The sequence below is a fragment of the Marinobacter sp. B-12 genome (assembly GCF_056857915.1).
In genome coordinates, this window is record NZ_JBSXOB010000064.1 from 66,731 (window position 1) to 82,099 (window position 15,369).

Below are 15,369 nucleotides of genomic sequence, written 5' to 3' on the forward strand. Positions count from 1 at the left end.
CGAACCGGTGAGGATATCCAGTGAGGTCCGTTTTTCATATTGTGCTGTTGCTGACCGGTCTGCTGGTGCCTGGCGTTTCCGCTGCTGAGCCACCGCAGCTCTCTCCGGCGCCGGTGTTGGGGAGCGAGGACCTGCGATGGCTGGCGGCGAGGGAATCGTTCCGAGTCGGGGTACGAAGTGGCCAGGTGCCGTTGGTGTTCGATACTGGCGAGGGTGAGCTGGCGGGCATCTATATTGATTACCTAAACCGGTTGTCAGAGAAGCTTGGCGTGCCGGTTGAGCCGGTGTCGGCCCCGGAAGAGCAACTCGATGAATGGCTGCAGGACGGGACCCTGGATGCCCAGCTGAGTACCTATCTGGCCCATCGTTCCCCCCCTTCCAATGTGCGGCTTTCCTCGCCGCTGATGAGCCTGACCTACGGCATATTTGTTGGTGCCGACGATGCAGGCATCCGCTCGCTCTCCGACCTTGAGGACGCGAGCATTGCCCTGATCACCAACGATCCCAACCAGTTTGCATTACTTGATCCGGTTGATAGCTTTTCCCCCGTGCCGGTTTCCAGTATCAGCGAAGCCGTTGGTATGGTGTTGTCGGGACAGGCGGACGCGTTTCTGGGGCCAGTGCCGGTGGTGTCGGATTACCTGCAGTCCGCTATGGTCAATGGGGTTGGGGTGGCGACATTGCTGAACCAGCAATCGGTCGACGTGGTGCTGGAAATGGCAGCGGGGAGTGATCAGGAGAGCGATCAGCTTTATCGGGTGCTCAACCAGGCGGTTCTGGCTATTGACCACGGTGAGCACCGGTCGATCCGCCAGTCGTGGTTGCAGACCGAGTTGCCGGAACTGGACCCCTCCGCCATTTCCCTGTCGGTTGACGAGCGGGCATTTCTCAATCAAAACCCGAATCTTCGAGTGGCCTTTCGACCGGACTGGCCGCCATTCGAGTATACCCAGAATGGTCAGTCTGCCGGGCTCGTGCCGGATTTGGTCAAACGCCTGGAAGAACAACTGAACATTCGCTTTAGCCGACAGGTGATGGACGACAGCGCCGACGAGGAAAACGCTCTGCGTTCGGGAGAGGTGGATATACTGCCCGCAATGTCCCGAACGCCAAGGGTGGAGGAGTCTTTCCTGTTTAGCCGCGCCTATTTGACCGTTCCTATTGCCCTTGCCATTCGTGATGACGGTCGCTTCATTGGAGAGCTGAGGGAGCTGAGAGACGAAAAGGTGGGTGTGGTTAACCGGCAGGCGGGGCATGATTATCTATTGATCAATCACCCCAACCTTGATCTGTATCCGATGACGTCCATTGAGGAAGGCCTGCTGGCCCTGTCCAACGGTGACCTCGATGTCATGGTGACCCATATTCCGGCGGTCAGCTATACCGTTGCCCGCCTGGGGTTGTCCAACCTTCGGATAACAAGCATCACGCCTTACCAGTATGAGCTACGGTTCGCCGTCAGTAAGGAGCGGCCCGAATTGCAGCGCATCCTCAATAAAGCGCTGGGCAGTCTGGATGCCACCGAGACCGAGTCGATCTACAATCGCTGGATCCACCTGGATATCGAGCAGGAAACCGACTACACCGTGGTGCGTCGTATTGTGCTTATCGCCCTCGTGGTGGTACTGATCTTCCTGTACTGGAACCGTAAACTGTCGCGGGAGGTAGACGAGCGAATTCGATCTGAGAACGCACTACGCCGCAGCGAAGACGAGCTTCGGGCGGCCAAACTGGAGGCGGAGCGCCTGGCGCGGGAAGCTGAGGCGGCCAGCCTGACGAAAAGCGAATTCCTCGCCAATATGTCCCATGAGATCCGCACTCCGATGAACGCAGTGATTGGCTACAGTGACTTGTTGAGCAATACGGTCAAGGACCCCCAGCAACGGAATTACCTGGATGCCATTCGCGCGGGCAGTCGCAGCCTGTTGATGCTGATTAACGACATCCTGGACCTGTCCCGCATTGAAGCGGGAAAGATGCGGTTGGAGTATTCGGCGGTATCGGTGCGGCGGCTGCTCAGTGATGTGCGCCATATATTCGACCTGCGCGCCACCGAGCAGGGCATTTCACTGGAAGTCAGCGTTGATTCCAAGATGCCGGCGGCGATGATGCTTGATGAAACGCGGCTGCGACAGGTACTTTTCAATCTCGTTGGCAATGCCATCAAGTTTACCCATGAGGGTGGTGTGACGGTCCGTGCCACGGCTACACCGCGGAAGTCATCGGAGAAACCGGTCGAGGAGGTGGCCAGTGAGGCTGATCGTCGCTGCTTTTACCGGTTGGTTGTGACAGTGTCCGATACCGGCATCGGCATTCCTCCCGACCAGCAGGAGCAGATCTTCGACGCCTTTGAGCAACAGGAAGGTCAGAACACGCGGCGTTATGGGGGCACGGGCCTGGGCCTGGCAATCAGCCGCAAGCTGGTTCGCATGATGGGTGGGGAGCTTCAGGTTGAGAGCGAGCCTGGGTCGGGGTCCACCTTTACGGTCAGACTTCCTCGGGTTGAGGCAACGGGCGCCCAGGCTGAAGACGATGGCACACCCGAGGAGTCGGAGCGTCTGCTGGCCCAGACACTCAGCATGCAGGAACGCGGATGGTTGCAGGAGCAGCTTGCACGAGATTTTGGCGACGAGTGGGAGACGGTACGGGAAAGCGGCGATCCGGAACAGATGAAGGATTTTGCCAATCGGGTGCTGGTATGGGGTAAGCGGTTCCGTTCGCCCTCGGTTACACGATATGGAGAGAAACTGTTGGCGGACGTGGAGGCGTTTAATCTGGATTCCGTGAACAGTGCTCTCGAATCCTTTCCGCGCCTTCTGGGACGGGATCAGTGACAGGAAAGTGTCAGAGGCAGTCGAACTGCGACTTGCGGTCAAAGGCGACGGCGACCATGTCGTAGCCCGAGTCCGACAGCGAACGAATCAACTCGCGATCTTTCAGCAGAGCCATGCATACCCGGTGCACGTTGGCCTGAAGTTGTTCCTGGGGCGGCTCGGACTCGAACCGGAAATCGACGATCAGATATTTGCGCTCGACGGCGGATGTGGCAGGGATGTCTTCACGCTCAACGCTTTCATAGCCAATGTAGGTCGCCCGTTTATCGGGGAAGATTCCGCTGAGCAGCACGTCCAGGTTGCCAGCCATGACCGGTTGTGTGGCCAGTGCCAGTAACAGCATGAAAGCGCCGGTGATGCATTTGATGGCCATGGGAGCCACTCCTTTGGAGTCGGTTCGTCGATCAATGTAAACATATGTAACGTTTAGTTACTGATGATTATTGCAGAGTGCGAACTGGTTTGCGTATTTTTTGCGTGAATTTTTCAATTGTTTGCAATTTTCAGAGAATCCGTCGGCTGGGTGTGGATTTCCGGAGCCTGCCAGGATCAACTACTATGGATAAAAACAGAAGCGCATAGAGGCAGGATGATGTTCCAACTCGTCTTCAAAGGTGAATGTACGCCGGGTACCGACCAGGCAACCGCCCGCAGTAATGCCAGAACCCTGTTCAAGGCAACGGTGGAACAGATTGAACGTATGTTCAGTGGCCAACCGGTCGTTATCCGCAACAAACTGGAGGAAGTCCAGGCGGAAAAATACCGTTCGGTGTTGCAAAAGCACGGCATGCTGGCTTATGTCGAGCCCATGGAGGGCGCGGTTGCCCCTGCCGCGCGTACGGCACCCGCCGCTCAATCACCGTCAGAGCCAAAACCAGCATCTTCAGCGCCTCCGGCAGAGCCGGCGCGCAATGATACCAGATCAGGAAGCGCCGTTGCCGTTGAACCGGGCGATCGTTTGCCGGTGGCGGGCGACAAGGTCGACAGCATTCTTTCCGGGTCCGGACTGACACTTGACCCCGTTGGCGTCACGCTGGAGGAGCACCGGGAGGCTCCTGCTCCCATGTTCCAGCACCTGGACGACTGGACGCTGGCGCCCCCGGGCAGCGATCTGGGCGTGAAGCGTGAGGTTCCACCACCGGTTGTGCCAGATGTCTCCCACCTGTCCCTTGCGGACGAGGATCCCGCAGACGATGCCTGACAGTCGGACGGGATGATGTTACCAGCTCGATTGATTGGCCTTCTGCTTGCGATGCTTGCGGCCATGCCCCTCATAGCTGATGTAGGGCGGCCGAAAGTGGGCCTGGTGCTAAGCGGCGGCGGGGCCAAGGGCATGGCCCATGTGGGTGTACTGCGAGTGCTGGAAGAGCTGAAGGTGCCAGTGGATATTGTGGTAGGTACCAGTGCCGGCTCTGCCGTTGGGGCACTCTATGCCTCCGGTATGGAAGTACGGGAGATTGAAGAGCGCTTTATCGAGATGGACTGGGTATCCAGTTTCCGTGACGACCCGGGGCGTGCCTACAAGCCCGTCAGGCGCAAGCGCCAGGGCTGGCGCTATCCCGTGTCCCCCGGCATCGGTGTGCGCCTGGACGGCCTGCATTTGGGTGGCGGTATCATCGCCGGCCAGAACCTGGGTTTTATTCTCAATGAACTCACCCGTGATGCCGCCCTCGTTGAGGATTTTGATGAACTGGCCATTCCATTCAGGGCAATCGCCACGGATCTGGAAACCGGCGAGGAAGTCGTCATCGGCAGTGGCAACCTGTCGGAAGCCATCCGCGCCAGCATGAGCATTCCTGGCGTCTATGCACCCGTCACGCTCGATGGGCGTTTGCTGGTGGACGGAGGCGTGGCCAACAACCTGCCGGTCAATGTGGCCCATGAGCTTGGAGCCGATATTGTCATTGCCGTGGATATCACTGATCCCCTGTTGGAGCGGGAGGATATACGCGAGGCGTTTTCTGTGGTTGGTCAATTGACCACCATGATGACGCGGCAAAATACCGAGCGACAGCTCAAGTTGCTGGGTGATCAGGACATCCTGGTTCGGCCGGATCTGAAGGGGCTGTCATCGGCGGATTTCCACGAGGCCCCGGCGTTGTTCGAACTGGGTGCCAGCAGTGCGCGTGGTCACGCCGGTGAGCTTCGCCACCTGAGTGTCAGTGACGATGAGTGGGACCGGTTTCGCAACCGGCTAAAGGCACACTCGTCCAGCCCGGGCGTTATCACCGACATTCGCATTGATGACCGTTCACGCCTGGCAGGGGATTTCCTTCGCGAGCGTATACGGCAGCAGACGGGTGAGCCTCTGGACGTGCATGCGCTGGAGGAGGATCTTAAGCGTATCTATGGCCTTGGTTACTATGAAACCGTTTCCTATTCGCTGGTGCCGACGGACGGACCGGGTACGGACCTGGTTATCCGGGTGCGCGAGAAAAGCTGGGGGCCGAATTACCTGTCCTTTGGCTTGAACTATGAAGACAATTTCGAGAACGATACTCGGTTCAATGTCGCCACATCGTTGCGGATGACTGGCCTGAACGCCCTGGGTGGTGAGTGGACAACCGGGCTCCAGTTAGGCACCCAGCCCCGGGTTCGAACCGAGTGGTTCCAACCACTGGACTACGGCTTCGAAAGATTCCTCACGCTAGGCGGTACCTATTCCCGTGATAGCCTCAGCGCGTTCGATGGAGAAGGCGAGCGCATTACCGAAGTGGATATCACCAACCGCCAGGTTGATTTGGCTCTGGGCACCGAGTTGGGAGTGAACGGCGAGGCGCGTCTTGAATATGTGCGGGGCTACGCCACTGTCGACGAGCAGATTGGCGAGCCTATGGGGCCCTCTGGTTCCTTCCAGAGTGGCAGTCTCCGGCTCCAGTTCGTTCATGATTCCCTCGACGATACCTTCCTGCCGGAATCTGGCGGGTTCGCTGGCATTCGCGGCCGATTCGAGCGCCCGGGCCTTGGGTCCGACCGTCATTTTGACTCGGTTACCGTCATGGCACTGGGCACCGCAAGCTGGAGAAGGGCCAGTATCACCGGCCTGTTGTATGCCAACGCGGTCACCAAGGGCGTTGCCGGCATCGAGAATTCAGTACTGCTGGGCGGCTTCCACCGGTTATCGGCATACAGCCAGGGCGAAGTGGCGGGAGAGGATGCGGCCCTGGCGGGCGTCTTCGTCCGCCAGGAATTTGGCGGGCCGTTTGTGCCCTGGTTTGCCGGAGCCGGGTTCGAGACCGGTAACGCCTGGTCCTCGCTGGGGGACGCACGGTGGAACAACCTGTTGCGCTCCGGAAGTCTGTTTGCAGGCGTTGAAACCTTTCTGGGACCAGTACAGATTGCCACGGCCTACAACAACCGGGATGACTGGAGTGCCTATCTCAACGTCGGCTTTTCGTTTACCCGCCTGTTTGAATGAACGGCCGGTTGCTCAAGCCGTAGCCGATGCGCTGTCGATAGCGTCAAGTACCTGCTGACATTGCTGTTCTGCGTATCCGGCGAGAATGGCGGCAAGGCGTTCCTCATCTCGGTCTTTGATCGCACTGATCGATTCCCGCACATGGGCGAGGTTGTCTTCCAGCACTCGGTTGCCACCGCGCTGGAACGCCACAAAGGCGCAACGTTTCGCCGATGGCCACAGATCCTCAATGGCGGAAATGATGAAATAGTTGTCGGCGTAGGCCAGCGATGCCTGAGTGTACTCTATGCCCAGCTCCAGAAACGCCAGCAGGTCGTTATTGTCATGGCAGCCTTTCATGCGCTGATAGAGGGATTCGAGCTTGTCCATGTCGGCGGTCTGCCACTGCCGCACCAGCTTGCGCCCGGTATGGGTCAGGTACAGTTGCAGCACTTCGTACAGGCTGCGTACAAAATACTCGTCCAGCGGGGTAACGAATGCGCCCTTGCGGGGCACGTTCTGTACCAGGTGGCGTTTCTCCAGCAGCAGCAAGCCTTCGCGGATCGACCCGTGGCTTACGTCCATTTGTTTTGCCATGGCGCTTTCATAGATGCGTTCGCCGGAACGAAGCTGGCCGAAAGCGATGAGGTTTTCGATGTGACGGGCGACCTGTTCGGTCAGGGTTTCGCGGGGCTTGAATGTGGTCATGGTCCTGCTTCGTTACAGCATGCTGGCTCAATGGTACTGGAATACTCTCACATTCTTTGGGTATGGAAAATGGGCACACCGGAACTGGCCAGGCCCTGGTGGACGGTTTCAGAGCAGGGGGCCAAGCAACCTTATGGTGCGGCACGTCAACCGGAAGGCCACAGAACGGGCCTGGTAATCCCGTTCCGTCATCAGTCGACTGGTGGTGAGATCCTGTTCCAGCAGATGTTCAATGCCGTTCACAAACTCAACGGCGGTACTGATGGCGGTAATCTCGAAGTTCAGCCGCATCGAGCGGTTGTCCAGGTTGGCGGTGCCGATGGCCGCGTAACGGTCATCCACCAATACGACTTTCTGATGCATGAAGCCCGGCTGGTAGCGATAGATGCCAATGCCGGCGCGGCATGCCTGTACCAGGTATGAGTACGCAGCCAGTCGGATCAGCCGGCTGTCGGATTTCTCGGGAATAATGATTCGCACGTCCACACCCCGCAGGGCGGCCAGCTGCAAGGCGTTCATGATCTGAACGTCGGGCACGAAATAGGGCGAGGCGATCCAGATCCGCGTGCGGGCGTTGTTGATGCAATTGAGGAAAAACAGCGTGCAGGTTTCGTAGGTATCTGCCGGGCCGGTTGGCAGAATCAGGACTTCCTGATTGCCAGGCGTCGGTCGGGAATACGTCCAGTTGAGTGTCGGGAAGTCCTCACTGGCCCAGTTCCAGTCTTCAAGCCAGGCCAGTTGCAGCCCGGTCACCGCCGGGCCGGTGATGCGGCAGTGGCTGTCACGCCAAGGCTCCTCGTCCATGGCGGTGCCCAGGTACTCGTCGCCGAGGTTGATGCCCCCGACAAATCCCACGTCACCATCACAGACCAGCAGTTTTCGGTGATTGCGGAAGTTGACCTGCAGGCGCATGCGGCGAAAATTGCCGTCCCCGAACGAGGCAACCTTTGCGCCGGCGGCGGCCAGTTCCCGGAGGTACTTCCTCGGCAGCCAGACACTGCCAATGTCGTCATAGAGGAACCAGACCTGAACGCCCTGGGCCAGCTTACGCTTCAGGATCGACTTGATGCGTTGGCCGACCTTGTCGGAGCGAACGATGTAGAACTCCAGCAGAATATAGTGTCGGGCGTTTTCCATGGCATCGAACAGCGCCTCAAAGGTGGCTTCTCCATTCTTGAGGAGGTCGCACCGATTACCGGTGGTAAACGGCTGCCGGCCCAGTTTGCAAAGTACCTGGAGCTCGTCCGGAAAATGTTCGTCGGCGCGCTTGCTGATCGCAGCTGTCTGCCGTTCGAAATGGTTGAGCAATTCCGTCAGCGCGGCATCGCCGGTGCGTCTGGCCCTGATATAACCGCCGAACCGGTTGCGTCCGAACAACAGGAACATGGGAACGGCGATGTAGGGCAGGCCGATCAGCGCCAGAATCCAGGCGATGGCCCCCTGTGCCACACGATAGGTCATCAGTATCCGATAGATGCAGGCAGCCGCAGCCAGATAGATCAGGGCCAGTGCGAGGGGCAGCCAGGGCACATCTGCGATGCTCATTCCGGCGCGTCTCCATTGTCGATGTTCAGGTGGCGGGCGCGGTACTGGGCCGGTGCCATCCCGGTCCAGCGTTTGAACGCACGGCTGAAGGCGCTGAGCTCGGAAAAACCCAGCAGGAACGCGATTTCGCCCAGTGCGTAATGGTCCGACGCCACGTAGCGCATGGCTTTGTCCTTGCGCACTTCCTCCACCAGATCGTGAAATCCAAGCCCTTCCTTTTTTAGCCGTCGATACAGTGTTTGCCGGCTCATATGGCACTGTTTCGCCAGAGTGTCGGCGTCAATGCGATCGGTGGACATCTGACGTGAAATCAGTCGCCGGATCTTGCGGCCGAAGGTGCGCCTGCTTTGCAGCCGGGCCAGCACTGCGTTGACCTGTTTCAGCACGGCGGAATAAACGTATGGGTTGCGATGGGGAATCGGATGGCTCAGGTGGCCGCTACTGAAGGCGAGGCGAGTTGCGCCACAGCCAAAAAACACCGGGCCACCCAGTAATCGCTGGTATTCGCCAGCATAGACTGGTTTGGGGTGGGCGATCTCGGCCCAGTCGGCAACAATGGACGGATGAATGAAATGCCGGGTGCGGCATAAAGCCGCCGCCACCGTCCGGTCCATATCCTGGCGACAGTAGTGCCCGGGGGTGTCCGCCTGCCAGGTCAGGATGGCCTGCTCGCCGGTTTGTTCAAAACTCAGGATCACCGATTCGTTGATCAACCGGTGCAGGCGAACATACTGGGTAACGGCCTCGCCGAGAGTGTCGCAATTGAAAAACACGTGGCCGACCAGCCCCATTCGGTCAGGATCGACCACCTGGCCGGCATGGAGGCCAACGGCAGGGTCGCCGGTGACTTTTTCGGCATGCTCCCACAGGTGGTAGTGTCGCTCGGCCGGAATGCGCAGGTCCGGGTCTGCCAGCTCGTTTTTATTGAACCCGGCGATCCGCTCAACGGCGGAAATGTCCAGCACGCCTTGGCGGTCCAGGTAGTGAACCAGGGCCAGCGTGCTCGAGGCTGCAACCAATGGCGATGTGGTGGCTTTTGCCTGGGGTGAGTTCACGGTCACCTATGATTGAGAGTTAACAGGAATTCATCGGTGCTGATACAAAATGTCAAACCTGTGGGACAGCCTGTCAACGGTTTGTTGTCCCAACAACGATAGCATTAAGTCATTGAGTATTCTCACTCGCACATCTGGATTGGAGGTGTTTTCATGGAACTGGAAATTTTTGTGCCCCATAACGAGCTGGAGCGCTCCAATATCGCCGCTTTGGCTGAGTACCTGAACAGCATGTACTACTGCTAATCAGTTTCTGCAAACGTTTATGACCTGAGCCGGGGGAGACCCCGGCTTTTTTTTGCCTGAAATAGCTGGCCGGTTGTCGGGCAAGGCTGCGGTTTGCCCTTGTGCCAATAACATTCGATGGTAATGTAGTCGGCTTAACGATAGCAGCCCATTCTCACACGAACCTATCCGGCGACTCCAGGAGGTCCTGACCATGAGTGTTGAACTCAATCACCGTATTACCGGCGAAGGTCCGCCATTGATCCTTCTCCATGGCCTGTTTGGCTCGCTGGAAAATCTGGGTGGCATCACCCGTCGCCTGCAGGACCAGTGGCAGATTCATGCTCTGGATCAGCGCAATCACGGCGCTTCTCCCCATACCGACACCATGGATTACCCGGCTATGGCCGACGATGTGTTGGCTTACATGGACGCTCAGGGTCTGGAAAAGGCGTCTATTCTGGGCCATTCCATGGGTGGAAAGACCGCGATGCAGGTGGCGTTGCAAGCTCCGGGTCGGGTTGAGCGGATTATCGTGGCGGATATCTCGCCGGTAACCTATAAACCTCGCCACGATGCGGTGCTGGAGGGGTTGACCTCAGTGGATTTGGGCTCGATCCGCACGCGACAGGATGCCGACAGTGTGCTGGCGGACTATGTAGAGGAGCTTGGTGTCAGGCAGTTTCTGCTGAAAAACCTGGTGCGGGTGGGGGATGACGAACGAAGCCGGCATCCGGGACCGTACCGTTGGCGGCTGAACCTACCGGTGATTGAGCAATGTTACCCCCGCCTTGCGCAGGCACCGGAGGGGGACGGGCCGTTTGAAGGTCCGGTATTGTTTATCAAGGGGGCCGATTCGGCCTATATCCAGGAGAAGCATCGCGACGACATCCGCCAGCGCTTTCCCGCAGCGGACTTGCGAATCATCACCGGTACCGGGCACTGGCTGCACGCAGAGAAGCCCGATAGCTTTGCGGCGCTTTGCCGACGTTTCCTCACCGAATAGCGCCTGGTGACGACGGATGCCTGCCAGTTTAGCCGCCGGCGGGTGTCTGATAAGGTTACGGAATCGTATCTGACAGGAACGGGCATCCTCTATGAAGTGGCTTCTGGGCGCATTGCTGATTGGTTTTCTGGTGCTGGGTGGTTTCCTGTTGTCGCCATCTCCCATCAACAGTCAGGCCTGGAACGCCCCTTCGCCGCAGCCGTTGACCGGTAAGCTGGCTCCCAACGAACGCCTGAGACTGGCAGACCTGTTGGCCAGGGGAGAGGTTTACGGTCCGGAAGACACCACTGTGGATGATGACGGCATTCTCTACACGGGCACGCAGGATGGCTGGATTGTCCGGGTTAAACCGGAAGGCCAGACGGAGAAGTGGCTGGAAACCGGAGGCCGGCCCCTGGGCATGGTGTTTGATCGTCACGGCAACCTGATCGTGGCGGATGCCTGGAAGGGACTTCTCTCCATTGCGCCGGACAAGACCGTTACCGTGCTGACCCGAGAGGCGGAGGGCTTGCCTTTCCGATTCACCGACGATGTGGACATTGCCCCGGACGGTCGCATCTACTTTACGGATGCCAGTTCGCAATTCCGTCTACCCGAGTATCGGCTGGATTTGCTGGAAATGCGCCCCCACGGTCGCCTGCTTCGCTATGATCCGGCCACACGTAAAACCGAGGTGTTGCTCAGCAACCTGCATTTCGCCAACGGCGTGGCGGTGTCGCCGGACGGAGAGTACCTGTTGGTGAACGAAACCTGGAAGTATCGAATTCTCAAATACTGGATCGGTGGTCGTTATCCCGGGCAGGCGGAAGTGTTCGCCGATAACCTGCCCGGTTTCCCCGACAACCTGGCGGTCGACCACGAAGGCCGCTTCTGGGTTGCGTTTCCCACGCTCCGGAACTCCCAGATGGATACCCTGCACCGGCAGCCATGGTTGAAGGACCTGCTGGCCAAGTTGCCGGACTACTTCAAGCCGAAGCCTCAGGAATACGGGCTTGTCGTGGCCATGGACGAGGACGGCAGCGTGATTACCAGCCTTCACGATACCAAGGGTAGCCATCTTCAGGAGATTACGTCGGTCAATCCCCATGATGGTCACCTCTACTTTGGTTCACTTCACAACGACCGTATCGGCCGGCTAGCCTTGTCGGCTATTCCGGAGCTGGGAGGCAGCAGCAATGAGTGAATCTGGTCCGGTGAACTGGGATCTTCCCGAACCGTTCACCATGACCATCGACGTTCGGGATGCGGATACCGACAGGCTCGGGCACGCCAACAACGTGGTGTATGTGCGCTGGCTTGAAGATATCAGTTGGCAGCACATCGACAGCCTGGGCATGACCTGGGAGCTGCATGAAAAAACCGGCAAAGCCATGGCTATTACCCGCACCGAAATCGATTATCTGGCGTCCGCCAATGCGGGCGACCGGCTGGTGCTGGGCACTTGGCTGACTGGATTTGATGGACGCTTTCGTTCAGCGCGGCAATTCCAACTGGTGCGTGAATCAGATGGCAAGACCCTGGTGCGGGCAGTATCCACCCATGCCTGTGTCAGCATGAAGAGTCAGAGGCCCTCGCGGATGCCCGCCGAATACACCGAAATTCTCGGCGGCGCGATGGTGCCCGGTGGTCGCGGCTTTGATACCACACCCTGAGGATTCTGCTAGTCTGAACAGATGATCCCGTCCCTGAAGCTGTCTGGAGAGCCCCATGGAAAACACCGTTGATCCGAATTCTGGTCATGCCATGCGTCACGTGGTCTACGACCACTTCGGCGATACTGACGTACTGCGGATCGAAAGCTCCACCATTCCCGAACCGGGCGCCGACGAAGTGTTGCTCAGGGTGGCTGGCGCAGGATTGAATCCCATCGACTGGAAAACACGGAAAGGTCTGGGGTTTGCCGCCAGGCAGATTGAAGACCACCTGCCGTGGACGCCCGGCTACGATGTTTCGGGCGAAGTGATTGCGGTTGGTCCTGACGTGACCACGTTGGCACCAGGCGATCGGGTGATGGGCATGGTGGGCTTCCCGGCTGGCGGAGGAGGTTATTCCCAATACACGGTGGCGCGCGCCGATGAGCTCGCCATTGTGCCGGAGGAACTGGACCTGGTAACCGCCGGCGCTTTGCCGCTGGCCGCGCTGACCGCCTGGCAGGCGCTGTTCGAAGTGGCGGAACTGGAGGCCGGTCAGAAAGTGCTGATTCACGCCGGTGCTGGCGGAGTCGGGCATTTTGCGGTGCAGTTTGCGCTTGAGCGGGGCGCCCATGTGATTGCCACTGCGTCTTCCAGTAATCGTGATTTCCTGGCGGCCTTTGGGGTCCATGAGGTGATTGATTACCACACCACCGACGTTGTAGACGAGTGCTATGGTCTGGACGTGGTGCTGGATCTGGTCGGCGGCGAAGCAGGCAAGCGTTCTCTGCATACCCTGAGCGAGCACGGCGTACTGGTCACGATTCCCACCGTGACGGCGGATGACATCATAACCGCGGCGGAGTCCCTTGGGCTGAGAGCCCATGGCATGACCGTCCGCCCCGATGTGTTTCATCTCGATGAAATCGCCGAACTGATCGAAGACGGCGATGTACGTGTTCATATCGACAAGGCCTTCCCGCTGGATCAGGTCGCTGATGCCCATCGCTTGCTGGAGGGCGGGCACGTCCGGGGTAAGCTGGTCCTGGACTGCGGGGCCCGCTGATAGGCTCTCAGGTTGGAGCGGGTTCCGGTGACTGGTCTGGTGGCTGTTCCGGTGACTCCCCGGTATCCCGCTCCTTGCGTTCCTTCCTCGCCTGGGGTGGCACCAGGCTCACCAATGTCCAGTCTTTCTCGGGCTTGATGGCCGCCATGCTCTTGACCGGCGTGATGTGGTCGCGGCTGTTCAGTACAAACAGTACCATCGCCTGACGATCGTATTTGTCCAGGAAATCCTCGAACGTAAATTCGTCGCTGAGCTGGGTGGTTTTCACCGAATAGTCCTGGCTGGCAAGGCTGGCGAGCTTGGCATAGCTCACACCGCCAAAAAGCCCCCTCGTCAGCTGTATTTTCTCGGCGGTCTGGTGCCGGGCCTTCTGGTCCTGATCACCTTCGGCCAGGGTCAGCACTGAATCTTTTCCGAACCAGTCCAGGAAATGATAGGTTGCCAGGGAGTTCATGTGCTTGTAGGGGGAAATAACCAGCAGGTTACCAATGCCGGTGAGATCCAGGTGGGTCGACGCATGTTCCGACACCGGGTTGCCAAAATACACCTGCAGGTTCTCCATGCGCGCCTGTTTGACGTTTTCCCAGTTGGTGTCCGCCAGGGTAACGGGGACGTCCAGCTTCTTCAGCGCCAAGCCGATTTTGCGGGCCACCGGGTTGGCGCCGAGAATCAGGAACCCATATTCCGCCGGCTCGGCGACCTTCAGCAACCTCGCCAGCGGCCTTGCGGTAAGGCTCTGCAGGGTGACGGTGGCGATGATCAGCATGAATATCAGTGGTACCAGAGCCCCGGCGCTTTCATAGCCCAGTTTCTGCAACTGAAACGCAAACAGCGCGGATACGGCAGCGGCTACGATGCCACGGGGGGCGATCCAGCTCAGGAACAATTTATCGCGCCAGTTGAGACTGGTGCCAATGGCCGACAGGAAGATGCTTGCCGGGCGTGCGACCAGCATCAGCAACGCCAATACGGCCACCAGGCCCCAGCCCAGTTGAGCGATGGCCTCGAACTCCACCCGTGCCGCCAGGATGATGAAGAGAGCTGAGATCAGCAGTACGCTCAGGGATTCCTTGAATTCGAGGATGCTGTCGATGGGGACCTGCTTCATGTTAGCCATCCAGATGCCCATCACAGTGACCGTCAACAGGCCGGATTCGTGGGCCATCTCATTCGACAGGGCATAGACCCCGAGCATGAACGTCAGCGTGCCGGCGTTGTGAAGGTATTGCGGCAGCAGGTGCTTGCGCAGCGCGATACCGTTCAGCCAGCCCGCGACAGCGCCAATCAGGAAGCCCACTGCCAGGGTCTTGCCAAAAATATACAGCGAGTGGCTGAATACGTTGCCCTGGCCCCAGGACACAATGCCCTCGAAGACCAGTACCGCCAGAAGGGCGCCCACTGGATCGATGATGATGCCTTCCCAGCGCAGAATATTGGCCAGTTTCGCATCCGGTCGTACGGATCGGAGTAGAGGGGCGATGACAGTAGGGCCTGTGACGATGGATATGGCGCCAAACAGGAGAGCCACTTCCCATGACACATCAAGGATCCAGCGGGCAGCCAGGGTGCCAATGATGCAGGTGACAATGGAGCCGACGGGAATCAGGTTGCGGACCATTTTGCCATGGCCGCGGATTTCGTCGTAGCGGAGAGTCAGGCTGCCTTCAAACAGGATGATGGCGACAGCCAGGGAAATGACCGGGAACAGTAGCTCTCCAAATACGATTTCGGGGTCCAGAAATCCCAGTAGCGGCCCCGCGGCAAGGCCACCGGCCAACAGGAACAGGATGGCCGGCATGCGAACCCGCCAGGCTAGCCACTGGCAAAACAGGGAGAGCACACCGATGCAAGCAAGAAGAAAGACAGTGCTGACGGTCATAATGGGGTCAGTTCCGTTGAAGT

12 protein-coding genes are annotated in these 15,369 nt (G+C 58.7%); 7 read left to right on the top strand and 5 right to left on the bottom strand.

The annotated features are described in order from the left end of the window. The first annotated feature begins 20 nt into the window (after positions 1-20). On the top strand, positions 21-2,834 hold the full coding sequence (locus tag AC13D2_RS19145) for a transporter substrate-binding domain-containing protein (RefSeq protein ID WP_482939041.1): 2,814 nt from the start codon (positions 21-23) through the stop codon (positions 2,832-2,834). A gap of 10 nt (positions 2,835-2,844) precedes the next feature. Here AC13D2_RS19145 and AC13D2_RS19150 read toward each other — a convergent pair whose 3' ends face one another. After that, on the bottom strand, positions 2,845-3,207 hold the full coding sequence (locus AC13D2_RS19150) for a hypothetical protein (RefSeq protein ID WP_292046261.1): 363 nt from the start codon (positions 3,205-3,207) through the stop codon (positions 2,845-2,847). Between the two features lie 219 nt (positions 3,208-3,426). On the opposite strand from AC13D2_RS19150, the gene AC13D2_RS19155 reads away from it, so the two are divergent. Both AC13D2_RS19155 and AC13D2_RS19160 read left to right on the top strand, forming a co-directional pair. After that, positions 3,427-4,035: a hypothetical protein gene (locus AC13D2_RS19155; protein WP_292046300.1), complete on the top strand. Its 609-nt coding sequence runs from the start codon at positions 3,427-3,429 to the stop codon at positions 4,033-4,035. A gap of 12 nt (positions 4,036-4,047) precedes the next feature. After that, positions 4,048-6,252 (top strand): patatin-like phospholipase family protein, encoded by a 2,205-nt coding sequence (locus AC13D2_RS19160; protein WP_292046264.1) that lies wholly within the window; start codon positions 4,048-4,050, stop codon positions 6,250-6,252. Positions 6,253-6,264: 12 nt separating this feature from the next. Here AC13D2_RS19160 and AC13D2_RS19165 read toward each other — a convergent pair whose 3' ends face one another. The 3 genes from AC13D2_RS19165 to AC13D2_RS19175 form a co-directional block, all read right to left on the bottom strand. After that, entirely contained in the window at positions 6,265-6,939 is a 675-nt protein-coding gene (locus AC13D2_RS19165) for a GntR family transcriptional regulator (RefSeq protein ID WP_300498522.1), read from the bottom strand. Positions 6,940-7,047: 108 nt separating this feature from the next. Further along, complete coding sequence (gene cls / locus AC13D2_RS19170) at positions 7,048-8,484, bottom strand: cardiolipin synthase (protein WP_300498520.1); 1,437 nt, start codon at positions 8,482-8,484, stop codon at positions 7,048-7,050. Then, a complete protein-coding gene (locus AC13D2_RS19175) occupies positions 8,481-9,545 on the bottom strand; it encodes an AraC family transcriptional regulator (protein WP_420390413.1) in 1,065 nt (354 codons plus the stop codon). The genes cls and AC13D2_RS19175 overlap by 4 nt, the downstream gene beginning before the upstream one ends. Before the next feature lie 433 nt (positions 9,546-9,978). Here AC13D2_RS19175 and AC13D2_RS19180 point away from each other — a divergent pair, with 433 nt between their 5' ends. The 4 genes from AC13D2_RS19180 to AC13D2_RS19195 all read left to right on the top strand — a co-directional run bounded on the left by AC13D2_RS19180 (position 9,979) and on the right by AC13D2_RS19195 (position 13,467). Continuing rightward, positions 9,979-10,770, top strand: a complete 792-nt coding sequence (locus tag AC13D2_RS19180) for an alpha/beta fold hydrolase (protein ID WP_292049039.1) — start codon at positions 9,979-9,981, stop codon at positions 10,768-10,770. 91 nt (positions 10,771-10,861) lie between these two features. Next, positions 10,862-11,953 (top strand): SMP-30/gluconolactonase/LRE family protein, encoded by a 1,092-nt coding sequence (locus tag AC13D2_RS19185; protein WP_292049037.1) that lies wholly within the window; start codon positions 10,862-10,864, stop codon positions 11,951-11,953. Continuing rightward, positions 11,946-12,422: an acyl-CoA thioesterase gene (locus AC13D2_RS19190; protein WP_292049036.1), complete on the top strand. Its 477-nt coding sequence runs from the start codon at positions 11,946-11,948 to the stop codon at positions 12,420-12,422. Before AC13D2_RS19185 ends, AC13D2_RS19190 begins: the two co-directional genes overlap by 8 nt. A 55-nt stretch (positions 12,423-12,477) precedes the next feature. Next, entirely contained in the window at positions 12,478-13,467 is a 990-nt protein-coding gene (locus AC13D2_RS19195; protein ID WP_292049035.1) for an NADP-dependent oxidoreductase, read from the top strand. A 7-nt stretch (positions 13,468-13,474) separates the two neighbouring features. Here the strand turns inward: AC13D2_RS19195 and AC13D2_RS19200 are convergent, their stop codons facing one another. Then, on the bottom strand, positions 13,475-15,346 hold the full coding sequence (locus AC13D2_RS19200) for a cation:proton antiporter (RefSeq protein WP_300498235.1): 1,872 nt from the start codon (positions 15,344-15,346) through the stop codon (positions 13,475-13,477). Positions 15,347-15,369 lie beyond the last annotated feature (23 nt).